The following is a 25564-nucleotide window of genomic DNA, read 5'->3' on the forward strand; positions in this document are numbered from 1 at the left end:
ACCTTCCGAACTGCTAGTCAAGTTTGACTACGCGGATGGGGAGGAGTTCGCATGGGGACGGACGACGCCGTGGTCGTTGAGGGACTGAGGAAGGACTACGGCAGCAAACAGGCACTGTCGGGGCTGGACCTGACCGTGCGGAGCGGCACCGTGCACGGCCTGCTCGGGCCCAACGGCGCGGGCAAGACCACGGCGGTGCGCATCCTGTCCACCCTGCTCAGGCCGAGCGCGGGACGCGCCGTCGTGGCCGGCTACGACGTGGTCGCGCGGCCCGACGAGGTACGCCGCAGGATCGGACTGCTGGGCCAGCACGCCGCCGTGGACGAGGAGTTGAGCGGACGGCAGAACCTGGAGATGTTCGGGCGCCTCTACCACCTGGGAGCCAGGCGTGCCGCGGCCGAGGCCGAGGCACTGCTGGAGCGCTTCGGCCTCGCGGACACGGGCCGTAAGCCGGTCAGCGCCTACAGCGGCGGCATGCGGCGCCGCCTCGACCTGGCCGCCTCGCTCATCGGCAGCAGTGCGCACGGGGACGGGGACGGGGCGGGACAGCGCGTCCTCTTCCTGGACGAGCCCACAACGGGCCTGGACCCGCGGGGCCGTAACGAGGTGTGGAACGCGGTGCGCTCCCTGGTCGGCGGCGGCACGACCGTGCTGCTCACCACGCAGTACCTGGAGGAGGCCGACCAGCTCGCCGACACCGTCGCCGTCATCGACGCGGGACACGTCGTCGCCGAGGGCACCCCGGACGAGCTGAAGGCCAAGCTCGGCGCCGACCGTATCGACGTGGTGGTCCGCGACGTGGCGCAGCTGGAGGCGGCGGCGTCCGTCGTCGGCATGGCGGCCGGAGCCGCTGAGGTGACCCGCGATCCCGACAGGCGCCTGCTGAGCGCGCCCGTCGGCGACCGTATGGCCGCACTGGCGGGGGCCGTACGCGGACTGGAGGCGGCCGGGATCGACGCGGAGGACATCGCGCTGCGCCGCCCCACGCTCGACGAGGTCTTTCTGCACACCACGGCCAAGGAGGCGGGCGCCGCATGACCGCGCACGTGCTGACCGACTGCTGGACCATGACGCGGCGGGAACTGGCCCACTGGCAGCGGCGGCCCGTCCAGGCCGTCGTCGCGGTGGCCTTCCCGCTGATGATGCTGGTGATGTTCGTGTACTTCATCGGCGGCGGCATGCGCGTCGGGAACTACCGCGAGTTCCTCGTCCCCGGCATGTTCGCGCTGACCATGGCCTTCGGCCTGGAGGCCACCATGGTCGCGCTCACCCAGGACCTGAACAGGGGCGTGATCGACCGCTTCCGCTCGATCCCCATGGCGCAGTCGGCCGTGCTCGTCGGGCGCAGCCTGCACGACATGCTGGAGTCCGCGGTCAGCCTCGTCGTGCTCGTGGGCGCCGGGCTCCTCGTCGGCTGGCGCTGGCACAGCGGGCTCGTCGAGGCGGCGGCGGCCGTCGGGCTGCTGCTTCTGCTGCGCTTCGCGATGCTGTGGGCCGGCATCTACTGCGCGCTCGTCGCGGGCCGCCCGGAGCTGGTCCAGGCCGTGCAGATCCTCATCTGGCCGGTCGCCTTCTTCTCCAACGTGTTCAGCTCGCCCGCGACGATGCCCACATGGATGGGGCACGTCGCCGAGTGGAACCCCATGTCGGCGACCGCCCGGGCCGTACGGGAGCTGTTCGGCAACCCCGTATGGGGCGGCGGTGACTCCTGGGCGGGCTCGCACGCCACGCTGCTCGCCGTGCTGTGGCCCCTGGCGCTGCTCGCGGTCTTCTTCCCGCTGGCCGTACGCAAGTACGCGGCGATGGGGAAGTGATCCCGCGCCCGGCTGAGAGGGTGCGGCGGTACGGGTGCCGGGCACGGCTTGCACCTCACGCGACGTGAGGACACATCGTGGACCTCCGTAACCGAAAGAAGGAGGCGGTCGTGGTGGACGAGGGCTATGCCGTCGGGCAGGTCGCCGGTTTCGCCGGGGTTTCGGTGCGCACGCTGCACCACTACGACGAGATCGGGCTGCTGGCCCCCAGCAGGCGCACGGCCGCGGCACACCGCCGCTACACCGACGCCGACCTGGACAGGCTCCAGCGGATCCTCTTCTACAGGGAACTGGGCTTCCCCCTCGAAGAGATCGCCGCCCTGCTCGACGATTCCCTGGGGGCACCTCCCGACCGAAGGCTGGGGGAGGATCCGCACGGCCATCTGCGCCGCCAGCACGAACTGCTGACGGAGCGTATCGACCGCCTCCGGACGATGGCAGCGGCCGTCGAACGAGCGATGGAGGCACGGAAGATGGGCATCAACCTCACCCCCGAGGAGAAGTTCGAGGTGTTCGGGGACTTCGACCCCGACGCACATCTGGAGGAGGCGGAGCGCCGCTGGGGCAACAGCGGTACCGGTGAGAGCAACGCGTTCCAGGAGTCGCGGCGCCGCACGGCGCGGTACACCAAGGACGACTGGAAGGCGTTCAAGGAGGAGATGGACGGTATCCACCAGCGCATCGCCGGCCTGCTGGCCGCCGGTGTACCCGCCGACGCACCCGAGGCGATGGGCCTCGCCGAGGAACACCGTCTGTTCATCGCGCGCACCAGTTACGCGTGCGGCCACGGGATGCACGTACAGCTGGGCGAGATGTACGTGGCCGACGAGCGCTTCACCGCGACCTACGAGGCGATCAGGGAGGGCCTCGCGGTCTACATGCGGGATGTGATCGCGGCGAACGCGGAGGACGCCACCCGCACCGGCCGCCGGGTCTGACCCCGCGCGTTCCGCCGCACGGCTGCATCTGGGGCGCGGACGTGGCGAGGTGCCGGTACGGGACGGCGTATGCGAAGTACGACTATTCGCGTACGCCGTCCCGGAGCATCGCCACCCAGACGGTCTCCGACGACTCCCGGACGACTCCCCGACGACCCTGCGAGGACCCCATGCGTCGGAAGCCCACGCCCCACCTCCCGCGCCCGCCCGCTTCCCTCGCCGCCGCCGCACTGGTCGCCGCACTGGTCGCCGCGCTGCTGAGCGCGGCCACCGCGCCGGCCGCCGCCTCGGGACCTGGCCGATCGGTCCTGCCCCGTCACATGCCGAGTTGTGCGGGCGGTACGGGCCACGCTGTCTTCGCACAGCCCTGCGCCCACGGCCCCGGCGCGCTCTCCGCCACCCACGGCGCACCCCGCGCCCACCCCGTTACGGGGCGCCAACTCGCCGCCGCCTCCGGCTCCGTCGCCGCCTCGGCAGCACAACTGCCCGCGCTGGGCGCGGCGCTCGCCGGGGCCGGTCTCGTTCTCCTGGGCCTCGCACGTCACATCCGCAAGACCCGCTGACTCTTTTTAACCCCTGTCACGGAGGGGACCTTTAGGGAAAGCATTGCGCTTCTACTGTGAGGCATCACCCTCCCGCGGGGTGGAACCGGACCCACGGGACACTACGTCGAGCATGTGGCGCCAGTGGAGGCACAAGGCTTACCGCGCGTAAGGCGCAAGAGTGTAAGGAGCGGACAGAACGTGGTGGGGCAGCCCAGAGGAAACGGCGACGCCGCAGAGCAGGGCGAGGGACCGGAGGACGGCAAGCCGCTCTCCGACGAGGCGCGGAGCGCGTTCACGCCCCCGCTCGGGGTGCCCCTGCCGCCCCCACCGGAGGACGAGCACCCCACCTCCGAGTTCTCCGTTCCCCAGGGCCTGGTGGCGCCCTCGGCGTGGGAGCACGGCAGCGCGTTCACCCCGCCCGAGGGCATCCCGGTCGTCGGCCCCCTCGCCAAGCCGGGCTCGCCCTGGCAGGACCGGATGCGCACGATGGTGCGGATGCCGCTCGCCGAGCGGCCCGTGCCCGAGCGCGCCGGGCGCGCGGAGAACGCCGGTGAAGCGGAATCGGGCCCCGCCGCGCCCCGCGTCCTCGACCTCATCCTCCGCATCGGCGAGCTGCTGCTGGCCGGGGGAGAGGGCGCCGAGGACGTCGAGGCCGCGATGTTCGGCGTCGCGCACGCCTACGGGCTCGACCGCACCGAACCCACGGTGACCTTCACCCTGCTGTCCATCACCCACCAGCCCTCGCTGGTCGACGACCCGGTGACGCTCAGCAGGACCGTACGGCGGCGCGGCACCGACTACACGCGCCTCTCCTCCGTCTTCGGGCTCGTCGCCGACATCACCCAGGGCGACGTCACGCTGGAGGAGGCGTACCGGCGGCTCGCCGAGATGCGCCGTAACCGGCACCCCTTCAGCAAGGGCGCCCTCACCGTCGCCTCAGGTGCGCTGTCAGGCGCCGCCTCGCTGCTGGTCGGCGGTGACGCGCTGGTGTTCGTGCTCGCCGCGCTCGGTGCCATGCTCGGCGACCGGCTCGCCTGGCTGTGCTCGAAGCGCGGGCTGCCGGAGTTCTACCAGTTCGCAGCCGCCGCCATTCCGCCCGCCATGATGGGCGTGACCGTCGTGCTGGTGAACTCCGACTCCGAGTACCGGATCAAGGCGGCGGCCGTCATCACCGGTGGACTCTTCGCGCTGATCCCGGGAAGGGCGCTGGTCGCCGCCGTACAGGACGGCCTCACCGGCTTCTACATCACCGCGGCGGCACGCCTGCTGGAGGTCATCTACCTCATCGTCGGCATCGTGTGCGGCGTGCTGCTGGTCCTCTACGCCGGCGGTGAACTCGGCGCCGAGCTGACCCCCGACGCGGTGGAACACATCAACAGGCCGGTGACCCAGCTCCTCGCCGCGATGCTGCTGGCGCTCGCCTTCTGCGTACTGCTCCAGCAGGAACGTCACACCGTCATCCCGGCCACGCTCAACGGCGGCGTCGCCTGGCTGATCTTCGGAGCCCTCACCCAGGCACAGGTGCCGCCCGTGCCCGCGACGATCGTCGCCGCCGGGCTCGTCGGGCTCTTCGGACAGCTGATGTCCCGCTACCAGTTCGTGTCCTCGCTGCCCTACATCACGGCGGCGATCGGCCCGCTGCTGCCGGGTAGCGCGACCTACTTCGGGCTGCTCAACATAGCGAAGGGCGATGTGAACCAGGGCTTCGAGAAGCTCGCCACGGCCGGTGCGCTCGCCTTCGCCATCGCCATCGGCGTCAACCTCGGCGGCGAGCTGGCCCGGCTCTTCATCAAGACCCCGGGCCTGGAGACCCCGCTGCCCGGCCGCCGCGCCGCCAAGCGCACCCGCGGCTTCTGACCCACGCACAAGCGCCGGACGGGGCTGGAGGTGACTCCAGTCCGTCCGGCGCTTTGTGGATGAGCGCGGCGATTCCCTGCCTGAAGGGCCGGAGCCCGGGGCGCGGAACGGGTCAGTGCCCCGGCTCAGTGACCGCCGTTGGCCTCAAGGCGCTTGACGGACGCCTCGACCTCGGCCTCGGCCTCGGCGCGGCCGACCCAGTTGGCGCCCTCGACGGACTTGCCGGGCTCCAGGTCCTTGTAGACCTCGAAGAAGTGCTGGATCTCCAGCCGGTCGAACTCGCTGACGTGGTGGATGTCGCGCAGGTGCTCCATCCGCGGGTCGGAGGAGGGGACGCACAGCAGCTTGTCGTCGCCACCCGCCTCGTCGGTCATGCGGAACATCCCGATCGCGCGGCACTTGATGATGCAGCCGGGGAACGTGGGCTCCTCCAGCAGCACGAGGGCGTCCAGCGGGTCGCCGTCCTCGCCCAGGGTGCCGTCCACGAAGCCGTAGTCCGCCGGGTACACGGTCGATGTGAACAGGTGCCGGTCCAGCCGGATACGCCCCGTCTCATGGTCGACCTCGTACTTGTTCCGGGAACCCTTCGGGATCTCGATGGTGACGTCGAACTCCAAGGGAGGCTCCTCCGTTTAGATCATTGAGCGATCAGCACTCGTGTGCCCTGGGGGCCGTCCCCCAGAAGAACTCCAGTCTGGTGATTAAGTGTCCCCCACGCACATGTGTGCTCGCGAAAGGGGCTGGTCGAGGGTGCCTGACACCACATCGAGGGTGCGTGACACCACGAACCGGGCGTATCGCGCGACCCGGGACGGCGCCGCTCGCGTGGTCGGCCGGATCCGCCGGCGCTGGCGCACCACGACACCGCAGGAGCGGCAGACCGTACGGCTGGCGGCGGGTTCCGCCGCCCTGGGACTGGCGGTCGCCCTCACAGCTGTGGCCGTGACGGGGCCGTGGGACTCCGGTCAGCGTACGGCGGAGCGCACCTGGGCAGCGCGGGAAGGCCAGGGGAGTGGCGGGAAGCACACTCCGGGTCAGGACGGCGGGCGCGCCGGACTCACGGCACCGCAGGTGCTCGCGGCTGCGGGACCGGCCCAGGGACGGGGCGGCAGCGGCGGCAAGGGCGGCACCGGGAACGGTGCCGCGCGCGACGACGCCTCCCAGCGCGCCGACCAGGTGCCACCGCCCACCTCCTCGGCCCTCGCCGACACCCTCGAACCGCTGCTCAAGGACGGCTCGCTCGGCTCCGTACGCCGTGCCTCGGTCGTGGACGTGGTCACCGGGCGGCAGATCTTCTCCGAGCGCGCTTCCGAGCCCTCGACCCCCGCCTCCACCGTCAAGCTGGCCACCGCCGTCGCGGCGCTCACCGCCGCCGGAGAAGGGCACCGCGTCGCCACCCGCGTCGTCGCCGACGGCGACAAGGTGACACTGGTCGGCGGCGGCGACCCCACGCTGACCGCTGACGACCTCGCGGGACTGGCCAGGGACACGGCGGGCGCGCTGAAGAAGCGCGGCATCGACAAGGTCACCCTCAGTTACGACACCTCCCTCTACTCCGGCACCGACCAGCACCCCATCGGCCCGAACGAGAACCTCGCGCCCGTCACCCCGCTCATGCTCAACGAGGGCAGGCTCGCGGGCACCTCCAGGACCGGGTCCGGAGGAGAGGCCGAGCACGGCCCAGCGCCCCGCACCGACGATCCCGCAGGGCAGGCCGTGGAGGCGTTCGGCAAGCGGCTGGCCGGAGAGGGCGTCCGGATCCGGGGCACCGCCACCGCACGCGAGGCACCCGGCGCCGCCGAACAGGTCGCCGTCCACAGGTCGGCCACACTCGGCGCCCTCGTCGAGCGCATGCTCACGCACAGCGACAACGACATCGCGGAGGCCCTGGCCCGCCAGACGGCGCTCGCCCAGGGCGAACCCGCCAGCTTCGACGGCGCCGGCCGCGCCGTCGAGCGCGTACTGCGACGGCTCGACCTGCCGCTCAAGGGCGCCCACTTCGCCGACGGCAGTGGCCTCGACCGCGACGACAGGGTCTCGGCAGGGCTCCTCACCCAGCTCCTCAGCCGCGCCGCCGACCCCGGGAAACCCGCGCTGCGCCCGGTGCTGACGGGCCTGCCCGTCGCCGGGTTCACCGGAACGCTCGGCGGCCGGTACGGCGGCGAGCGCGGGGAGCCCGGCGCCGGGCTCGTACGCGCCAAGACCGGCACCCTCACCGGGGTCAACACCCTCGCCGGCACCGTCGTGGACGCGGACGGCAGGATGCTGGCCTTCGCCTTCATGACCACGGGCACCCAGGAGCGGGACGCGGCCCAGGGAGTCCTGGACCGGCTGGCCTCGGCCCTCGCCAACTGCGGCTGCCGCGACTCGCCTTCGGCGGGCTGAGCGGGCGCGGCGCACACGCCCTCTCCTCCGTGCGGGGCCCGCCGGACGTTCCCTAGGGGACGAGTGGTCCCCTGGTCTCCTCCCGCGAGAAGCGCACGGCACGTACCGTGAAGGAATGACGAGCCTCGGTGGTGTGGAGATGGTCGACTGGAATCTCGCGGTCGCGACCGCGACCCGGCTCGTGAAGCCGGGGCCCGAAGTGAGCAGGGAAGAGGCGCGCGGCATCGTCGCCGAGCTGCGGCGGCACGCGAAGGCGTCGGAGGAGCACGTACGCGCCTTCACGGGGATGCACCCCGCCAACCCCGAGGAGGCGGACACCCCCGTCCTCGTCGTGGACAGGCCCGGCTGGGTGCGCGCCAACGTCGCGGGCTTCCGCGAACTGCTCTCGCCCCTGCTGAGCAAGGTCGAGGAACGGCGCGCGAGCATGCCGGGCGGTGCCGTGTTGGGTGCCGTGGGCGGCAAGGTCACGGGCGTCGAGGTCGGGATGCTGCTGTCCTTCCTGTCCTCGCGCGTACTGGGCCAGTACGAGACGTTCGCGCCCGCGACCCGTGAGCTGCCCGGCGCGACGGAGGGCGGCGGACGGCTGCTGCTCGTGGCGCCGAACATCGTGCACGTGGAGCGCGAACTGGACGTGGAGCCGCACGACTTCAGGCTCTGGGTGTGCCTGCACGAGGAGACGCACCGCACCCAGTTCACGGCCGTGCCCTGGCTGCGCGACCACATCAGGATGGAGATCCAGTCCTTCCTGGAGCAGACGGACATCGACCCCTCCACCCTCCTGGAGCGCCTCCGCGAGGCCGCCCAGTCCCTTACCGGCGGCAAGCCGGACAGCGGCGAGGAGTCGGGCACCGAGGAGCGCGGAAGCTTCGTCGAGCTGGTGCAGACCCCCGCCCAGCGCGAGATCCTCGGCCGCCTCACGGCCGTGATGTCCCTGCTGGAGGGCCACGCCGACTACGTGATGGACGGGGTGGGGCCGCAGGTCGTGCCCTCGGTCTCGGAGATCCGCGAGAAGTTCCAGAAGCGCCGTGCCATGGGTGCCGGACGGCTCGACCAGGCACTGCGCAAGCTGCTGGGCCTGGACGCGAAGCTGCGCCAGTACCGCGACGGCGAGAAGTTCGTGCGCGCCGTGGTGGAAGAGGTGGGCATGGAGGGTTTCAACCGCGTGTGGACCTCGCCCAACACGCTGCCGACGAAGGCGGAGATCGCCAAACCGGCGGACTGGATCGCGAGGGTGCACCGAAAGGCCGACTGAGGCGACCGGGAGCCTCGCCAATCACCCTTCTGAGGGACCGTGAGGGCCGCGTACGCGTGCGATGCTCGGGAAACGCAACTCGTCTCTGTCACCATCTACCTACACAGTGTGATCAGAGTGAGTTTCCACTCCCAGCAGAACCCCGCAGATCCGCGGATCCCCCCTCAACTCCCGCAGATCCCTTGACGAGGAAGTGAATCGGACATGGGTCCCCACCCCGCGGTCGCCGCGATACGTCTGGCGGTTCGCCGCACACTCCACGACGTGCTCAGCGCACACGTGACGGCTCCCCTCCAGCCGGTCGTCCCTCTCCCCTCTCCCGAATCCCCCGCTTCCCCCGCCGGGCCGCCGCTCGTCCTCGTCGCCTGCTCGGGCGGCGCCGACTCCATGGCTCTCGCCTCGGCGCTCGCCTTCGAAGCCCCCCGCCTCGGCCTCCGCGCCGGAGGCGTCACCGTCGACCACGGCCTTCAGCAAGGCTCGGCCGAGCGTGCCCAGGACGTCGCCGCCCGCCTCACCGACCTCGGACTCTCCCCCGTGGAGTCCGTGGCCGTGCACGTGGGCCGCACGCACAACGGGCCCGAGGCCGCGGCACGCGAGGCGCGGTACGCCGCCCTCGACGAGGCGGCCGAACGGTACGGCGCGGCGGCCGTCCTCCTCGGCCACACCCGCGACGACCAGGCCGAGACCGTTCTGCTCGGGCTCGCGCGCGGCTCGGGCACCCGTTCCCTGTCCGGTATGGCGGCGGTCTCAGGCCCAGGTGGCCGCTACCGCCGCCCGTTCCTCGCCGTGGACCGGCAGTCCACGCGCAAGGCGTGCATGGTCCAGTCGCTCCCCGTCTGGGACGACCCCCACAACGCCGACCCCGCCTACACCCGCTCCCGCGTGCGCCACGAGGCGCTCCCCGCGCTGGAGAAAGCTCTCGGCAAGGGCGTCGTCGAGGCCCTCGCGCGCACGGCCCAGCTCTCCCGCGACGACGCGGACGCGCTGGACACCTGGACCGACGACGCGGAGCACACGGTCCGTACGGAGAGCGCGGGCGCCGCCTCCGGGGTGTCACGCGAGCTGGACACGGCACGGCTGTACGCGCTGCCGCCCGCGGTGCGGCGGCGCGTGCTGAGGCGGGCCGCGATCGACGCCGGTGCTCCCGCGGGTTCGCTCTTCGCCCGGCACATCGAGGAGATGGACCGGCTCATCACCGCCTGGCGGGGCCAGCGTGCGCTCAACCTCCCCGGGCGTGTGGAGGCGGTGAGGCAGGGTGGCAGACTGGTCGTCCGGCATGGCTCACCGAAAAACTGACCGGCTCGACGGAACCTGATCAGCCGGTTTCTCGGCGGGGCCGCGACAAGACCGGACCTCGACGAGCGAGAGCGGCACGGGTGGACGAGAAGGACATGGGCACCGACCTTGAGTCGGTGCTGGTCAGCAAGGAAGAGATCGACGCGAAGCTGGCCGAGCTGGCAGCGAAGATCGACGCGGAGTACGCGGGCAAGGAACTGCTGCTCGTCGGGGTGCTCAAGGGCGCCGTCATGGTGATGGCGGATCTGGCACGGACCCTGTCGAACCCGGTGACCATGGACTGGATGGCGGTGTCGTCGTACGGCGCCGGCACCCAGTCCTCCGGAGTGGTCCGCATCCTCAAGGACCTGGACACCGACATCAAGGGCAAGCACGTCCTGATCGTCGAGGACATCATCGACTCGGGACTGACGCTGTCCTGGCTGCTGTCGAACCTCGGCTCCCGCGAGCCGGCCTCGCTCAACGTGTGCACGCTCCTGCGCAAGCCGGATGCGGCCAAGGTGGCGATCGACGTGAAGTGGGTCGGTTTCGACATCCCCAGCGAGTTCGTCGTCGGCTACGGACTCGACTACGGGGAGAAGTACCGGAACCTCCCGTTCGTCGGCACCCTCGCGCCGCACGTGTACGGCGGTTGAGTACCGGTCGGCGCAACCACCCGCACGGGCTTGCGGCCCGGGAACACAGGGCCGGGGCGCGTCGTTGGAGCATCGGAGGACGGTTGTGGTTGACCGTCCTCGGCGGCGCCGGGTGACAATGCTGGGGTACCGTCCGAAGGTCAGGCTTTTCAACTCACTGTGGCAGGAGGGACGGGGCGCACGCGCTCCGTATGGATGGACGTGAAGCGATACTTCCGCGGGCCGGTCATGTGGATCGTGCTGGCCGTCCTTGCCGTGGTCGTGTTGATGCAGGTCGTCGGCTCGTCCGGCGGCTTCAAGACGGTGGACACCGGCCAGGTCGTACAGGCGATCAACCAGGACAAGGTGAAGTCCGCCGAGCTCACGACTGGCGATGAAAAGATCGTCAAGCTTGAGCTCAAGGACGGCGCCAAGGTCGAGGACAGCGACAAGATCAAGGCGAGCTACATCGACGACCAGGGCGTCGACCTCGCCAAGACACTTCAGCAGAAGTACGACCAGAAGGAGATCCCGAAGGGGTACACGGTCGCGCCGCAGAAGCAGAACCCGTTCGTCGGGATGCTGCTGTCGCTGCTGCCGTTCCTCCTGATCATCGTCGTCTTCCTGTTTCTGATGAATCAGATGCAGGGCGGCGGCTCCAAGGTGATGCAGTTCGGCAAGTCGAAGGCCAAGCTGATCACCAAGGACACACCGAAGACGACGTTCTCCGACGTGGCAGGGTCCGACGAAGCCGTCGAGGAGCTGCACGAGATCAAGGAGTTCCTCCAGGAACCGGCGAAGTTCCAGGCCGTCGGCGCCAAGATTCCCAAGGGTGTGCTGCTCTACGGCCCGCCCGGCACCGGCAAGACCCTGCTGGCCCGTGCGGTCGCGGGCGAGGCGGGCGTGCCGTTCTACTCGATCTCGGGTTCCGACTTCGTCGAGATGTTCGTCGGCGTGGGCGCCTCGCGTGTCCGTGACCTGTTCGAGCAGGCCAAGGCGAACGCACCGGCGATCGTGTTCGTCGACGAGATCGACGCCGTCGGCCGCCACCGCGGCGCCGGCATGGGCGGCGGTCACGACGAGCGGGAGCAGACGCTCAACCAGCTGCTGGTCGAGATGGACGGCTTCGATGTGAAGGGCGGCGTCATCCTGATCGCCGCCACCAACCGCCCGGACATCCTGGACCCGGCGCTGCTGCGCCCGGGCCGCTTCGACCGGCAGATCGCCGTCGACCGTCCGGACATGCAGGGCCGCCTGGAGATCCTCAAGGTGCACGAGAAGGGCAAGCCGATGGCGCCCGACGTGGACCTGAGCGCGGTCGCACGCCGTACGCCCGGCTTCACGGGCGCCGACCTGAGCAACGTTCTCAACGAGGCGGCGCTGCTCACCGCGCGTGGCGATCACAAGCTGATTGACAATCACTATCTGGACGAGGCGATCGACCGCGTCGTGGCCGGACCGCAGAAGCGGACCCGGATCATGAGCGACAAGGAGAAGAAGATCACCGCGTACCACGAGGGCGGACACGCTCTTGTCGCGGCGGCCTCACCGAACTCCGACCCCGTTCACAAGATCACGATCCTGTCGAGAGGCCGTGCTCTGGGCTACACGATGGTGCTGCCCGACGAGGACAAGTACTCGACGACGCGTAACGAGATGCTCGATCAGCTCGCCTACATGATGGGCGGTCGCGCAGCCGAGGAGCTGGTCTTCCACGACCCGACCACGGGTGCGGCCAACGACATCGAGAAGGCGACGGCGACGGCCCGTGCCATGGTCACGCAGTACGGCATGACCGAGCGGCTCGGCGCCATCAAGTTCGGCTCCGACCAGTCCGAGCCCTTCCTGGGCAAGGAGATGGGTCACCAGCGCGACTACTCCGAGGAGGTCGCCGGGCTGGTGGACGAGGAGGTCAAGAAGCTGATCGAGACGGCGCACAACGAAGCCTGGGAAATCCTGGTGGAGAACCGCGACGTCCTCGACAACCTCGTGCTGGCCCTGCTGGAGAGGGAGACGCTGAACAAGGAGGAGATCGCCGACGTGTTCTCCTCCATCGTCAAGCGCCCCAACAGGCCGGCGTGGACCGGTTCCTCCCGTCGTACCCCGTCCACCCGGCCCCCGGTCTCGGCGCCGCCGGCCGCTCTCACGAACGGCTCAGGCAACCTGGAGCTGGGCAAGGAGATCGGTCCGCGCGACTCCGACGCGATCGTGGAGCCGGTGGATCCGGAGAACGGATAACCGCACGTGGTGCGGGCCCGGCGCCCGCACCCCGGAATGTCAGCCGCGTCCCTCGGGTTCTAGCCTCTGAGGGGCGCGGCTTTCTGCTGTGTACGGAAGAGGAACGAGGGACCACCACATGACCGACCCGGTGACGCTCAACGGAGAGAGCGCGACAGGCGAGTTCGACGAGAAGCGGGCCCAGAACGCTGTACGCGAACTGCTCATCGCGGTCGGTGAGGACCCGGACCGCGAGGGTCTGCTGGAAACCCCGGCCCGCGTGGCACGGGCGTACAAAGAGATCTTCGCGGGGCTGCGGCAGCGCCCCGAGGACGTGCTGACGACGACGTTCGACCTCGGGCACGACGAGATGGTGCTGGTCAAGGACATCGAGGTCATGAGCCAGTGCGAGCACCATCTGCTGCCGTTCCACGGCGTCGCGCACGTCGGCTACATTCCGTCGTCGAGCGGCAAGATCACCGGCCTGTCCAAGCTGGCCAGACTCGTCGAGGTGTTCGCGCGCCGTCCCCAGGTCCAGGAGCGGCTCACCACGCAGATAGCCGACTCGCTGATGCGCATACTCGAACCGCGGGGCGTGATCGTCGTCATCGAGTGTGAGCACATGTGCATGTCGCTGCGTGGCGTGCGGAAGCCCGGAGCGAAGACGGTGACCTCGGCGGTGCGCGGCCAGCTCCGGGACGCGACCACCCGCTCCGAGGCCATGAGTCTCATCCTCGCGGACTGACCCCGGCCCCGGGGCGCGGCTCTCAGGCGGTCGCCGCCGGGGGGTGGTCGTCGTCGTGGTCCTCAGGGAGGCGGCAGACGCGCTCCAGGAAGACGGCCGCCGCTATGACGCCGATGCCGGCGACGACGGAGAGTCCCGCATAGAGCGCCTGGTTGCCGCGCGCCGGTACGTCGGCGCGCTCCAGGACCAGGAAGAGGCCCGTTCCGCCGTACATCCCGGACACCAGGGCCGCGACCAGCGCGCTTGCCTGGCCGAAGAGCACGGCTCTCGCAGCCATCATCGGGTCCACCCCTTTGGCCCCCGGCACCCGCTCACGCTGCGCCTTGAGGCGCGCGCGCAGCGAGAGCGCGGTGGCCAGCAGGATCGCCGCGATGGCACCCAGCACGATCGGGGCAGCGACCGGGACGCTGGGCAGCGTCCCGAGCGAGTCCCAGAGTCTGGCTCCCGCCCATGACAGCACCCCGGCGACGACGAAGAGTCCCGCCAGGGTGCGGATTCGGAGTTCCTTCACGGGGCTCCCAACGCTTAGGCGGGCAAGCTGAGTTCCAGGTCGGGGCGCGGGATCACGCCTTCCGTGCCGAGTGCGGCGAGGAGCTGGTTGACGGTACCGCGTCCCGGGACCTCGGCCGCCGGGTCGATGTCGTGCCACGGCACCAGGACGAAGGCACGCTCGTGCGCCCTCGGGTGAGGGAGCGTGAGCTTCGGATCGTCGGAGACGACGCCCTGGTAGGCGACGATGTCCACGTCGATCGGCCGGGGGCCCCAGCGCTCGTCCCTGACCCGCTCCAGCGCCTCCTCGATCGCGTGGCCCCGCTCCAGGAGCGAGTCGGGCGGGAGGGTCGTCTTCACGACGACGACGGCGTTGAAGTAGGTGGGCTGGTTGTGCGTGCCCTCGCCCCATGGCTCGGTCTCGTAGACCGGGGAGACGGCCTTGACCTTCAGCCCCGGGGTGTCGGCGAGTGCGTCGACCGCGCTCTGGAGGGATTCCAGCCGGTTCCCGAGGTTGCTGCCGAGGGACACGACGGCGCGCTTGGGGTTGTGCAGGGTCGCGTCCGCCGCATCCACCTGCTGCACCACAGAAGCGGGCACCGGCTGTACGGTCGGGTCACTGTTCGGCGTCATGCGCGGCTCCGCTTGATAGTGATGGTCACGTCTTCGAAAGGCACGGTGATCGGGGCCTCGGGCTTGTGCACGACCACCTCGACCTCGCGCACGGCCTCGTGCCGCAGGCATGCGTCGGCGATCCGCTGGGCGAGGGTCTCGATCAGGTCGACAGGTTCACCCGTGACGATCCCGACCACCTCCTCAGCCACGATGCCGTAGTGGACGGTCTTCGCCAGGTCGTCGCCGTCGGCCGCCGCCCGGGTGTCGAGGCCCATGTCGAGGTCGACGACGAAGGTCTGGCCCTCCTCGCGTTCCCTCTCGAACACGCCGTGATGCCCACGGGCCCTGAGGCCGCGCAGTGCGACGTGGTCCATGTGCGTCACTCCCGTCGGTCGTACGGACACGGCGCCGCTGATCGCGCCACCGAATCGAATCTACCTGCGAGCACACGAGTCTTTGGCCGAGGGGGCGGCAAGAAACCCTCCCCCGGCCACCCGGCAGGACCATGGACAGTTCTCACCGGCGCTGTTAAGTCCGCTGCTCAACGGCTCGCGGCGCCGCATACCCCACAGCACCGCACGTCACTCACGCATTCCCGGCGCGGTGCCTCGAACGAGTGGGGCGACGACAGGATGAGGTGACCGGAAGGTGACCGGAAGAGTGGGTGAAGGGTGAGTGAAGAAAGGGGCGTGGCCTCAGAGTTCGATGTCGCCCTGGCCCGGTTCCTCGTCGTCGTCCGAGTCGTCCTCGTCGCGCTCCACAAGGACCGGGGAGCCGTGGTGCGACCACACCTTCCACTCGCCGTCCTCGGTGCGCCGGAAGACGTTCGTCGCCACGACGAGGCCGCCGACCAACGGTCCGGCCGAGCCGTCCTCCTCGGCCGGACCGCCGCTGAGGATGTTCTCGGTGCAGCTCACCAGCGCGGTGTCGCCGAGCACGGAGATCTCGGTGTCCGTCAGGAAGAACTGGATGTAGTCCGTGTTCGCCATGATCAGCGCGTACGAGCGGAGCACCTCGCCGCGCCCCGTGAGCACGGGCCAGCCGGGGTGCACGACGCTGACGCCGCTCTCGCCCGCCTCCTGCTCCTCCAGCCACATCCGCGCGAGCGCGTCCATGTCGCCCCGCTCGACCGCGTCGTACAGCGCGGTGTTGGCCGCCTCGACCGCTTCGACATCCGTACGGGCGGCGCTCACGTGGTGGCCTCTGTGTCCTTTGTGCGCTGTGCGTCCGGCGTGCCTGGTGTGCCGGTCGCGGCTGTCGGGTCTGTGCGGGCTGTCCCGGCCGCGGGGCCCGCGGCGTGTGCCGCGGCGTGCGCGTCGTCCACGGCACGGACGACGCGGACCGCGTCGGCGCTCGGGCGTACCTCGTGGACGCGTACGGCCCAGGCGCCCTCGCGTGCCGAGAGGGCTGTGACGGCGGCTGTCGCCGCGTCGCGCTCCCGGGCGGGTGGCGGCGTCGCGCTCCCCTCCGAGGCCAGCACACGGCCCAGGAACCGCTTTCTGGAGGCCGCGACGAGCACGGGGCGGCCCAGCTCGGCGCGGAGCCGGGAGAGCGAGGCGACGAGGGCGAGGTCGTGTTCGGCGCGCTTGGCGAAGCCGAGGCCGGGGTCCACGACGATCCGGTCGGGGCGGATGCCGCCCTCCGTAGCCCTGTGAACCGCGTCGCTCAGCTCGGCCACGACCTCGCCGACGACATCGGCGTAGACGGCGCGGTTGTTCATGTCGATGCTCTGGCCGCGCCAGTGCATCACCACGAACGGGACACCGGCCTCGGCGACCGCGGGGACCATTCCGGGGTCGGCCAGCCCGCCGCTCACATCGTTGACCAGCACCGCTCCGGCCGCGACGGCCTGGGAGGCCACCGAGGCGCGCATGGTGTCGACGCTGACGACGACGCCCTCGTCCGCGAGGCCCCGTACGACGGGCAGGACGCGGCGCAGTTCCTCGGCCTCGTCCACGCGGGTGGCTCCTGGCCGGGTCGACTCACCTCCGACATCGACCAGGTCAGCGCCCTGTCCGACCAGGTCGAGGCCGTGTTTGATCGCCGCCTGGGTGTCGAACCAGCGGCCTCCGTCGGAGAACGAGTCAGGGGTCACATTCACCACGCCCATTACGGCGCAGTGGTCCCACTCGGGAAGCCCGTCCACACGACCACGCGTCCTGGCACTCATGCGCCCAGGGTAGGGGTATCGGCCAAGAGGCGCGGTCGCGGGCGTGCCCCGCGCGCTCGCGGGCGCTCTCCGTGACCTGCGAGGCCGTACGGAATCAGGTGAGCCAGCGCTCCGGTCCCGCGCTGCGACGGCCCGTTCGGGAACGTTCCGCCTGGGCGCTCACGACGGCGTGTGCCTCGCCGGCGTCCCGGAGCCGCGCCACAGCGGCCCCGTTCGCGCCGTGGTCGACCCAGACGTCAGCGAGGCCCTGACGCCGGGCCCAGGGGCCCTGTGAGAGGCGGACGCTCTGGACCTTGGCGTGCGGGACGAGCGTCGTACGCCGGGACAGGAGGCCCTTGCGCGTGACGAACACGGTGGGTGTCGTCCCGTGTCCGAAGCCCCGCCGGAAGACCGGGGCGCACCAGCGTGCGCGTACGGGCGCGGGCGCGGCCGAGGCGACGGCGGCGTCCAGACCGACCCCGGGCAGCACCCTGGCCAGCACGTCGGCCGCCGCGTCCCAGGCGGCGACGGGGATGAGCACGCTGGTCTCGTCGCCCTTGCCGCCGGCGACCTCCAGTTCGACCCGCACCCAGCCGCGCCGCCGCCACAGCAGCGGCTCGACGATGCGTACGGCCTGCACCCGGCCCGGCGGCACGGTGGCGTGCGCGCGGTCGAGCAACCCGGAGTCCAGGCGGAGGCCGTCGGGGGACTCGGCGACGGTCCAGTCGTACTCGCGCACGAACCGGCCGGCGCCGCTCGCCCAGAAGCCGCCGGCGAGCGGGATCGCGGTGGCGAGCGCGGGCCAGAGGCTGTCCGTCGCCAGGTAGATGAATACGGGTACGACGACGGCGACGGCCAGCATGGTCCAGGCGCCGCCGCGCAGCAGGATGCTCAGGACGAGGGTGCGCGGCTGGACGCGCAGAAGGGCCCGCGAGGGAGCCTCGCCCGCCTCGGGTGCCGCCTCGGGAGCCATGCCGGCCGCGCGGGCGAGGAGTTCGGCGCGCAGGGCCACGGCCTCCTTCTCGCTGAGGAAGGCCAGCTCGTCCTTGGAGTCCGTGCCGACGACGTCCAGCTTGAGCTTGGCGACCCCGGCGACGCGGGCCAGCAGCGGCCTGGAGACGTCGACGGCCTGGATACGGTCCAGGCGGATGTGCGCGGCGCGGTGGAACAACAGGCCGGTGTGGATGCGCAGTTCGGTGTCGGTGACGAGGTAGCTGGTGCACCACCAGGTGAGGAAGCCGTAGCCGGCTGCCAGCGGCAGCAGCACCGCGAGGCCCAGCAGGACCCAGCCGGCCGTCAGGTGCGAGGACCAGTCGCGGGCCCGTTCGAAGTCGTGCGCGGTGAAGGCGAGCAGCCCCGCGAGCGGGGCCCACGCGCGGCGCCAGGGCGTGACGGGGTGAAGCCTGCGTCCCTCGGGGCGGCGGGGCAGATAGCGAGGGCCCGCCTTCCGGCCGCCCGCTGTGTCCGCCGTGGCTGGCCGGTCCGCCATGGCCGGCCCGTCTGCCGTTGCTGGCCCGTCTGCCGTGGCTGCCGCCTTCGGTCCGTCCGGTCCCTCCGGTCCGTGTGGCGCGTGCGGTGCGTCTGCCGCGGGTGCGGGTTCTCTCGCGTCGTCTTCCATGCCCGGGGCCCGTCTCACAGTCCGGCCGAACGGGCTTCGCCCAGCTCGGTCAGCCGGTCGCGCAGCCGTTCGGCTTCGCCGGGGGTCAGCCCCGGGATGGTCGCGTCGGTCGTGGCGGCAGCGGTGTGGAGCTGGAGCCTGGCCAGCCCGTACTTGCGCTCCAGCGGCCCTGAGGTGACCTCGACCAGCTGCATGCGCCCGTACGGCACCACCGTCATCTCGCGCCACAGGACACCGCGTGCGACAAGGAGGTCGTCGGCGCGCTCCGCGTACCGCCAGGAGCGCCAGTTACGGGCGAGCGCGCCCCAGCCCCACAGGGCGGACGCGAGGGGTATCAGCGCGAACAGCGCCCAGGCGGGGCCCGCGGTCAGGCCGAGCGCCAGGGCGACGGCGACGGTGAGCGGCAGCAGCGTGCACAGCAGGACGAGCCTGCGCAGCAGGAGCAGGCCGTGTTCGACAGCGCGCCACTCCCCGGCCGTGATGCCCTCGGCCTCGGTTCCGGCCCCGCCGGTTCCGTCGGTCTCGGTGGCGGCTGTGTGACCGGCTGCTTCGTCGTGGCCTGCTTCGTCGTGGTCGGCTGCTTCGTCGTTGGGGCCGGAATCCGGCGCTGCTGCTGGTGTCCCCGTCATGTGTTCAGCGTAAGAGCCCCTGTGACAGACCTTGTCCCCCTGGAGAAGGAAGCTGACAGACTGAGCTTCATGACTCAGACGGAGACGACGGCCACGACGGTCAGCATCGGCGGTGCCGCCGAGAGCACGGACATGGTGCTCAACATCGGCCCCCAGCACCCGTCGACGCACGGAGTGCTGCGGCTGAAACTGGTGCTGGACGGCGAGCTGATCAGCGCGGCCGAGCCGGTGGTCGGCTATATGCACCGGGGAGCGGAGAAGCTCTTCGAGGCACGTGACTACCGCCAGATCATCGTCCTCGCGAACCGCCACGACTGGCTGTCGGCGTTCTCCAACGAGCTGGGCGTGGTGATGGGTGTCGAGCGGATGCTCGGCATGGAGGTGCCCGAGCGTGCCGTGTGGCTGCGCACGCTGCTGGCCGAGCTGAACCGGGTGCTCAACCACCTGATGTTCCTCGGTTCCTATCCGCTGGAGCTGGGCGGGATCACGCCGGTCTTCTACTCCTTCCGCGAGCGCGAGGAACTCCAGAACGTCATGGAGGAGATCTCCGGCGGCCGGATGCACTACATGTTCAACCGCGTCGGCGGCCTCAAGGACGACCTGCCCGCCGGGTGGCGTGACCGTGCCCGGCAGGCGGTGGCCGCCGTGCGGAGCCGGATGGGCACCTTCGACAAGCTCGTACTGGGCAACGAGATCTTCCGGGGCCGCACCAGGAACGTCGGCGTACTGAGCCCTGAGCTGGTGCACGCGTACGGCGTCAGCGGACCTCTCGCGCGTGCCTCGGGCGTCGACTTCGACCTGCGGCGCGACGAGCCGTACCTCGCCTACGGCGAACTACAGGACACCCTCAAGGTCGTCACGCGCCAGGAGGGCGACTGTCTGGCGCGCTTCGAGGTGCTGCTGGACCAGGTGCACAACTCCCTGGACCTCGCCGACGCGTGCCTGGACCGTCTCCGCGACCTCCCGCCCGGGCCCGTCAACCAGAAGCTGCCCAAGGTGCTCAAGGCCCCCGAGGGCGCGACGTACACCTGGACGGAGAACCCGCTCGGGCTGAACGGCTACTACCTGGTGTCCAAGGGCGAGAAGACGCCCTACAGGCTCAAGCTGCGCTCCGCCTCGTACAACAACATCCAGGCGCTGACCCAGTTGCTGCCCGGGACGCTGGTCGCTGACATGGTGGCGATCCTGGGGTCGTTCTTCTTCGTGGTGGGAGACATCGACAAGTAGCGCGCAAGTAGCGGGCGGCTTGTGGCGAGCGCAAGCGGGCGGCTCTTGTCGAGCGCGAGTAGTAGTGCGGTGGGGCGCCAGTAGCGCGTGACATCTGTCGTGCGAGCAGGTGGCGCACCAGGAAGCGGCGTACTACGGGGAGACCGCTCCGCTTTCGACGCCGAAGAAGTCGAAGCTGCCGGTGTCAGCGGCGGTGCCGTCCGGCTCTGCGGGACGGGGTGCGGGCGGTACGGCAGCGGCGGCGCTCGTACGGGCCTTGCGCTCAGCGGCGAGCTTCTCGCGCTCGGCCTCCTCCTCGCGCTCGCGCTCGCGCTGCTTCTCGCGCTGCCTCTCGGCGCTCCTGGCGAGGTTGTTGAGCGCCTCGTTGGCCTGGAGGTACGTCAGCGGGGTGGGGGCTCCTGAGCTGTGCCGGTGGTCGGTCGCCGACGTGGTCAGCGCCTTGGTGGGCTCGGCGGCCTCGATCTCCAGCTGCCTGCGGCCCTCCAGCGCGCTGGCCCGCTCGGTCTCGGCGTACGCGTAGCGGCGCAGCAGGTCGGCGTGCTCGGAGCGGAGCCTGGCCAGCTCGGCGCGCTTCTCGCGGAGCTTGCCGTCCAGGCGGGTGCGGATCTCGCGCAGCTCCTCGTTCTCGCCCTCCAGCTCGGCCTGCTTCTCCTCGGCCCGCCAGGCGGTGCTGGCCTGCTGTGCCTTCAGGTCGCCGACGCGGCGCCCGGCGGCGCGGTCCCACTGGCGCAGCAGTACGGCGCCTGTGACGGCGACGGCGGCCGTCACCGCGGTGAGCCCGCGCAGCACGACGGTCTCCGTATCGCCGAGGCCCGTCTCTCCGACCAGCCAGGCGCCACCGGCGCAGACCAGCGCCGCCCCTGCGACGACGGCCGGGAGCAGGAGCCGGTGCAGGGGCGGGGAATGGCGATGACGTCCACGTGGCATGGCCTGGAATGTACCGTGTGCGGTTCCGCCGGGGACACCCGGCCACGGCGCATTGTTACCGCCTCATCACTCCGTAGGACCCTCCGGGCCCGGTGTCTTCTCAGCCCAGTTTCTTCTGCTTGAGATAGTCACGCGCCACGTCCTCGGGCTTCTCACGATCCCTGTCCACCTTGCGGTTCAGCGCCGTGAGGTCCTTTGTCGTGAGGACCTGGGTGAGCCGTTCCAGGGCTTTCTCGATCTTCTTGCCGCCGGCCGACTTGGCGTTGACGACGGGCAGCACGTTGTCAGCGTTCTGCAGGTGCTTGTCGTCCTTGAGGAGTACCAGGCCGAACTGGTCGAGGGTCGCGTCCGTGGTCGTGGTGAGCACCAGTTGGTCCGTACCGTCCTTGACCGCCTGCTTCGACTGGCTGGTGCCCACACCCTTCGGGTCGATACCGGCGACGTCGATCCCGTAGGTCTTCTCCAGGCCCGGCTGGCAGAACGGGCGCGTCTCGCACTCGTCGCCGGCTGCCACGGTCACCCGCTGCTTGGAACTGCCCAGGTCGGAGAGGGTCTTGAGATCGTGCTTGGCGGCGTAGTCCTTGGAGACGGCGAACGCGTTCTGGTCCACGGCCTTGCCGTGCGGGAGCACCTTGAGCCCGCGCGGCTGCGCCAGCTTCTTCAGCGCGGCGACCGTCTTGTCCGGGTCGCTGGACGCGACGGGTTCGGCCTTGGGGCCGTTCTTCTTCGCGTTGAGGAACTCGGCGAGCGTGGCGGCGTACTCGGGCACCACGTCGATCCGGCCCTTCTCCAGCTCGGGCGCGTACAGCTCGCGGTTCTTGGCCTTCTTCACGGTGGTGCTGTAGCCGGCGTCGTCGAGCACTCCGGCGTACAGGTTGGCGACGATCTCCGATTCGGTGAACCCGGCCGAGCCGACGACCAGCTTGTCCTGGCTGTCCTTCTCCTCAAGCCCTTCACCGCCGCAGGCTCCGAGCAGGGCCGTGAGCGTCGCGGCTGCGCCTACGGCGAGGAGGCGTCGCGAGGTACCGGTGAGCCGCGAGGACCCGGCGCTTCGTGAAGGCCGGGCGCTTCGCGAGGGTTCGGGGAAGGGCGGACGGGGGCTACTCATCAAGACCACCATTCGTCAGGGTGCGGTGTGTGTGGGTGCCGGTCGTTCGTGGTCGCTCGCGTGCTCCTGGTCGCTCACCGGTACGGGCCCGGCGGCGCTGAGCCGCTGTGCCCCCGGACGGCGCCGCATCGGGCTCAGCGCGCGCTCGGCCGCGGTGAGCAGCCCCTGGAGCAGCAGCGCCATCGCGGCGACCAGGAGCGCGCCCGAGACCACCTGGGGTGTGTCGTAGTTGCCGAACCCGGCGGTGATCAGGCGGCCGAGGCCGCCTCCGCCGGGCAGCGCGGCGAGCGTGGCCGTGGCGACGAGCTGTACGGCGGCCGTCTGGACGCCGGTCATGATCATGGGGAAGGCCAGCGGGAGTTCGACCTGCCGCACGGTCTGCCAGCCGGTCATTCCCATACCGCGCGCCGCCTCGACGACTTCGCGGTCGGCCTCGCGTACGCCGGTGTAGGTGTTGGTCAGCAGCGGCGGCAGCGCGAACAGGACGAGGGCGATGAGCGTGGGCAGATCGCCCTGCTTGCCCAGCGGACTCATCGAGAGCAGGACGAGTACGGCGAACGTGGGTACCGCGCGGCCCGCGTTGGAGATGTTGACAGCGAGCGCCCCGCCACGGCCGACGTGCCCGAGCCACAGGGCGATCGGTACCGCGAGGACGCAGGAGATCACGAGGCAGGCGAACGTCAGGTAGGCGTGCTCGCCCAGCCGCTGGAGGATTCCGCCGTCGGCTGTCCAGTGCTCCGCTTCGGTCAGCCAGCTCCATACGCCGCCGATGATGCCCATCAGAGCCTCCCCGCGGCCCGCGCGTCGGCGGAAGCGGTCGCCGGCCGCCTGGTACGTGCGAACAGGCGGCGGCGCCTGCCCTGTCTGGCCCACGGCGTGAGCGCCCATTGCAGCCACAGCAGCGCCAGGTCGGCGACGACGGCGAGGAGCACGCAGAGGGCCGAGGCGGTCAGCACCTGGGCCTTGAAGTAGCTCTCCATACCGTCGTAGATCAGGTTGCCCAGGCCGCCGTAGCCGACGATCGCGCCGATCGTGGCCAGCGAGACGGCCGTCACCGTCGCGATCCGTACGCCGGCGAGCAGCGAGGGGAGGGCGAGCGGCAGTTCGATCTCGAACAGGAGCCGTCCCGGCCCGTACCCGGCGCCGCGCGCCGCGTCCCTGGCCTCCTCTGGCACCGACTCCAGCCCCGTGAGGATGTTCCTGACCAGCACCGTGAGCGAGTACAGCACCAGGCCGGCCACCACGACGGAGGCCGAGAGTCCGAAGAGTGGCAGCAGCAGCGCGAACATCGCGAGTGAGGGGACGGTGTAGAGCACCGTGGTCAGGCCGAGCGTGGGTCCTCTGGCGGAGCGCCAGCGGCGGGCGGCCAGCGCGAGCGGCAGCGCGATGAGCAGAGCCAGTCCGACGGATGCCAGAGTGAGCCAGACGTGTTCGAGCGTCGCGTCCACGAGTTCGCCCTGCCGGGTGCTGACGTACGTGCCGCAGATCCAGTCGTTCGCCGTCATGCAGTTGTCGCCGGCCGCGCTGTGCAGGCTCTGCGCGCCGTGCACGTCACTTGTCACGCCGAGTACCCCGCTCATGGGGCTCACCTCCCGTCACCTCCCCCACCGGTGTCCGACGGGCCACCAACGTCGGGCGACCCTACCTCTGCGACCTCGATGATGCGTGAGACTTTCGGGGTGACGGAGCACGGCAGCGCGCACGCCGGAGAACCGGACGACGCAAGAGCCACGGAAGAGCCACGGAAGAGCTGGGGGACGACCGCATGATCCGCTTTGAGAATGTGACGAAGCGCTACCCGGACGGGACGCTCGCTGTCGAGGAGCTCTCCTTCGAGGTGGCCGAAGGAGAACTGGTCACGTTGGTCGGCCCCTCGGGATGCGGGAAGACGACGACCATGAAGATGGTCAACCGGCTCATCGAACCGACATCCGGCCGCATCTTCGTGAACGGCGAGGACATCTCCTCCGTACCGCCGGTCCAACTGCGGCTGCGGATCGGTTACGTCATCCAGCAGGTCGGCCTCTTCCCGCACAAGACGGTGCTCGACAACGCGGCCACCGTTCCGCATCTGCTGGGCTGGTCCAAGTCCAGACAACGGGAGCGCGCACGCGAACTGCTCGACCTGGTCGGGCTCGACCCCTCGGTGCACGGCAACCGCTACCCGGACCAGCTCAGCGGCGGTCAGCGGCAGCGGGTCGGCGTCGCACGCGCGCTGGCGGCCGACCCGCCCGTACTGCTGATGGACGAGCCCTTCGCGGCCGTCGACCCGGTGGTACGCGAGCGGCTTCAGAGCGAGTTCCTGCGGCTGCACTCGACGCTGCACAAGACCGTGCTGTTCGTGACGCACGACATCGAGGAGGCGGTCAGGCTCGGCGGGCGCATGGCCGTCTTCGGCGAGGGTCGTATCGAACAACTCGACCCGCCCGCACAGATCCTGGGCGCCCCAGCCACCTCGTACGTCGCTGACTTCGTCGGCGCCGACAGAGGGCTCAAGCGGCTCTCCGTCACGGCCGTGGAGCCCAGCGACCTCGAACAACCGCCCGTGGCCCACCTCGACGACCGGGTGGACAAGGCGGCGGAGCGCATGCGCGAGGAAGGCGCCCGCTGGGCCGTCGTCCTGGACGACGCCGACCAGCTGCACGGCTGGATCTCGGCGCAGATGGTGAACGACGTGCTCGCGGGCGAGGCCGCCGGCGCGGCGGACGCCGGCGAGGGCGAGGGCGAGGGCGAGGGCGAGGGCACGGGTGTCCCGTCCGACGCCGTGCCCGCCGTGACCGTACGGGAGTGCGCGCGGCGGATGGAGGCGTGGCTCCGCCTGGGTACGCCGCTCAAGTCGGCGTTCAGCGTGATGCTCCAGCACGACGCCGGGTGGGTCGCCGTGCTCGACGAGGCCGACAGGTTCGTGGGCGTCCTCACACCGGCGGGCCTGCACGAGGCGCTGCGCCGTTCCGTCGCAGCCGACGAACTCCAGGTGCCGCGCGACGAGGCGGAGGTGGAGACGATCGCGGACGCGTGAGCTGCGCGCTGGCCCGCACGGGGCTGGCTCTTTCCTCGGCTGTCGGCGGCTGTCGGCGGCTGTCGGCGCGCGTGGCGCTGTGCGTGCGCCGGCGGCGTTGTCCGGGCGGCTTCGGGGCTG

General features: G+C 70.7%; 25 protein-coding genes. 13 read left to right on the forward strand and 12 right to left on the reverse strand.

The genetic code is table 11. The annotated features are described in order from the left end of the window. Positions 1 to 51: 51 nt before the first annotated feature. From NMN56_RS08285 to NMN56_RS08305, 5 genes are all read left to right on the forward strand, one after another. Positions 52 to 1038 (forward strand): ATP-binding cassette domain-containing protein, encoded by a 987-nt coding sequence (locus tag NMN56_RS08285; protein WP_274044341.1) that lies wholly within the window; start codon positions 52 to 54, stop codon positions 1036 to 1038. Further along, the gene (locus NMN56_RS08290; RefSeq protein WP_274044340.1) at positions 1035 to 1814 is read left to right on the forward strand and encodes an ABC transporter permease; all 780 of its coding nucleotides are present in this window, start codon (positions 1035 to 1037) and stop codon (positions 1812 to 1814) included. The genes NMN56_RS08285 and NMN56_RS08290 overlap by 4 nt, the downstream gene beginning before the upstream one ends. Positions 1815 to 1891: 77 nt before the next feature. Continuing rightward, complete coding sequence (locus NMN56_RS08295; protein WP_274044339.1) at positions 1892 to 2752, forward strand: MerR family transcriptional regulator; 861 nt, start codon at positions 1892 to 1894, stop codon at positions 2750 to 2752. Positions 2753 to 2922: 170 nt separating this feature from the next. Continuing rightward, positions 2923 to 3315: a hypothetical protein gene (locus NMN56_RS08300; protein ID WP_274044338.1), complete on the forward strand. Its 393-nt coding sequence runs from the start codon at positions 2923 to 2925 to the stop codon at positions 3313 to 3315. A gap of 180 nt (positions 3316 to 3495) precedes the next feature. Then, positions 3496 to 5154 carry a threonine/serine exporter family protein gene (locus NMN56_RS08305; RefSeq protein WP_430542501.1) on the forward strand — a complete coding sequence of 553 codons (1659 nt, stop codon included), beginning with the start codon at positions 3496 to 3498 and terminating at the stop codon, positions 5152 to 5154. 125 nt (positions 5155 to 5279) lie between these two features. Here the strand turns inward: NMN56_RS08305 and NMN56_RS08310 are convergent, their stop codons facing one another. Beyond that, positions 5280 to 5771, reverse strand: a complete 492-nt coding sequence (locus NMN56_RS08310) for an inorganic diphosphatase (protein ID WP_274044336.1) — start codon at positions 5769 to 5771, stop codon at positions 5280 to 5282. 154 nt (positions 5772 to 5925) lie between these two features. On the opposite strand from NMN56_RS08310, the gene dacB reads away from it, so the two are divergent. From dacB to folE, 6 genes are all read left to right on the forward strand, one after another. Next, on the forward strand, positions 5926 to 7539 hold the full coding sequence (gene dacB, locus NMN56_RS08315) for a D-alanyl-D-alanine carboxypeptidase/D-alanyl-D-alanine endopeptidase (protein ID WP_430542503.1): 1614 nt from the start codon (positions 5926 to 5928) through the stop codon (positions 7537 to 7539). 115 nt (positions 7540 to 7654) lie between these two features. Further along, complete coding sequence (locus tag NMN56_RS08320; protein WP_274044334.1) at positions 7655 to 8791, forward strand: zinc-dependent metalloprotease; 1137 nt, start codon at positions 7655 to 7657, stop codon at positions 8789 to 8791. A 204-nt stretch (positions 8792 to 8995) separates the two neighbouring features. After that, positions 8996 to 10087 (forward strand): tRNA lysidine(34) synthetase TilS, encoded by a 1092-nt coding sequence (gene tilS / locus NMN56_RS08325; RefSeq protein WP_274044333.1) that lies wholly within the window; start codon positions 8996 to 8998, stop codon positions 10085 to 10087. 95 nt (positions 10088 to 10182) lie between these two features. Further along, complete coding sequence (gene hpt, locus NMN56_RS08330) at positions 10183 to 10722, forward strand: hypoxanthine phosphoribosyltransferase (RefSeq protein ID WP_274044537.1); 540 nt, start codon at positions 10183 to 10185, stop codon at positions 10720 to 10722. A 195-nt stretch (positions 10723 to 10917) separates the two neighbouring features. Next, positions 10918 to 12939 (forward strand): ATP-dependent zinc metalloprotease FtsH, encoded by a 2022-nt coding sequence (gene ftsH, locus NMN56_RS08335; protein WP_274044332.1) that lies wholly within the window; start codon positions 10918 to 10920, stop codon positions 12937 to 12939. A gap of 118 nt (positions 12940 to 13057) precedes the next feature. Beyond that, positions 13058 to 13663 (forward strand): GTP cyclohydrolase I FolE, encoded by a 606-nt coding sequence (gene folE, locus NMN56_RS08340; RefSeq protein ID WP_274044331.1) that lies wholly within the window; start codon positions 13058 to 13060, stop codon positions 13661 to 13663. 22 nt (positions 13664 to 13685) lie between these two features. Here the strand turns inward: folE and NMN56_RS08345 are convergent, their stop codons facing one another. From NMN56_RS08345 to NMN56_RS08375, 7 genes are all read right to left on the reverse strand, one after another. After that, entirely contained in the window at positions 13686 to 14174 is a 489-nt protein-coding gene (locus tag NMN56_RS08345) for a DUF3180 domain-containing protein (protein WP_274044330.1), read from the reverse strand. 14 nt (positions 14175 to 14188) lie between these two features. Beyond that, positions 14189 to 14785 carry a 2-amino-4-hydroxy-6-hydroxymethyldihydropteridine diphosphokinase gene (folK, locus tag NMN56_RS08350; protein ID WP_274044329.1) on the reverse strand — a complete coding sequence of 199 codons (597 nt, stop codon included), beginning with the start codon at positions 14783 to 14785 and terminating at the stop codon, positions 14189 to 14191. After that, the gene (gene folB, locus NMN56_RS08355) at positions 14782 to 15141 is read right to left on the reverse strand and encodes a dihydroneopterin aldolase (RefSeq protein ID WP_274044327.1); all 360 of its coding nucleotides are present in this window, start codon (positions 15139 to 15141) and stop codon (positions 14782 to 14784) included. The genes folK and folB overlap by 4 nt, the downstream gene beginning before the upstream one ends. 321 nt (positions 15142 to 15462) lie before the next feature. Beyond that, positions 15463 to 15960 (reverse strand): nuclear transport factor 2 family protein, encoded by a 498-nt coding sequence (locus NMN56_RS08360; RefSeq protein WP_274044326.1) that lies wholly within the window; start codon positions 15958 to 15960, stop codon positions 15463 to 15465. Beyond that, a complete protein-coding gene (gene folP / locus NMN56_RS08365; protein WP_274044325.1) occupies positions 15957 to 16937 on the reverse strand; it encodes a dihydropteroate synthase in 981 nt (326 codons plus the stop codon). The genes NMN56_RS08360 and folP overlap by 4 nt, the downstream gene beginning before the upstream one ends. Positions 16938 to 17031: 94 nt before the next feature. Then, positions 17032 to 18405, reverse strand: coding sequence for a PH domain-containing protein (locus NMN56_RS08370; protein ID WP_274044323.1), 1374 nt, complete (start codon positions 18403 to 18405; stop codon positions 17032 to 17034). A gap of 143 nt (positions 18406 to 18548) precedes the next feature. Further along, a complete protein-coding gene (locus NMN56_RS08375) occupies positions 18549 to 19163 on the reverse strand; it encodes a PH domain-containing protein (RefSeq protein ID WP_274044321.1) in 615 nt (204 codons plus the stop codon). 69 nt (positions 19164 to 19232) lie between these two features. Between NMN56_RS08375 and NMN56_RS08380 the strand changes: the two genes are divergently transcribed. Further along, positions 19233 to 20390 carry an NADH-quinone oxidoreductase subunit D gene (locus NMN56_RS08380; protein ID WP_274044320.1) on the forward strand — a complete coding sequence of 386 codons (1158 nt, stop codon included), beginning with the start codon at positions 19233 to 19235 and terminating at the stop codon, positions 20388 to 20390. A gap of 132 nt (positions 20391 to 20522) precedes the next feature. On the opposite strand, the gene NMN56_RS08385 is transcribed toward NMN56_RS08380, so the two are convergent. From NMN56_RS08385 to NMN56_RS08400, 4 genes are all read right to left on the reverse strand, one after another. Then, positions 20523 to 21317, reverse strand: coding sequence for a hypothetical protein (locus tag NMN56_RS08385; protein WP_274044319.1), 795 nt, complete (start codon positions 21315 to 21317; stop codon positions 20523 to 20525). Between the two features lie 100 nt (positions 21318 to 21417). Continuing rightward, positions 21418 to 22425 (reverse strand): ABC transporter substrate-binding protein, encoded by a 1008-nt coding sequence (locus tag NMN56_RS08390; RefSeq protein WP_274044318.1) that lies wholly within the window; start codon positions 22423 to 22425, stop codon positions 21418 to 21420. A gap of 15 nt (positions 22426 to 22440) precedes the next feature. Beyond that, positions 22441 to 23205, reverse strand: coding sequence for an ABC transporter permease (locus tag NMN56_RS08395; protein WP_274044317.1), 765 nt, complete (start codon positions 23203 to 23205; stop codon positions 22441 to 22443). Beyond that, the gene (locus NMN56_RS08400) at positions 23205 to 23930 is read right to left on the reverse strand and encodes an ABC transporter permease (protein ID WP_274044536.1); all 726 of its coding nucleotides are present in this window, start codon (positions 23928 to 23930) and stop codon (positions 23205 to 23207) included. The genes NMN56_RS08395 and NMN56_RS08400 overlap by 1 nt, the downstream gene beginning before the upstream one ends. Before the next feature lie 260 nt (positions 23931 to 24190). Here NMN56_RS08400 and NMN56_RS08405 point away from each other — a divergent pair, with 260 nt between their 5' ends. Next, the gene (locus NMN56_RS08405; RefSeq protein WP_274044316.1) at positions 24191 to 25444 is read left to right on the forward strand and encodes an ATP-binding cassette domain-containing protein; all 1254 of its coding nucleotides are present in this window, start codon (positions 24191 to 24193) and stop codon (positions 25442 to 25444) included. The last annotated feature ends 120 nt before the right edge of the window (positions 25445 to 25564 follow it).

The sequence above is a fragment of the Streptomyces iconiensis genome (assembly GCF_028657195.3).
In the GTDB taxonomy this organism is placed as follows: domain Bacteria; phylum Actinomycetota; class Actinomycetes; order Streptomycetales; family Streptomycetaceae; genus Streptomyces; species Streptomyces iconiensis.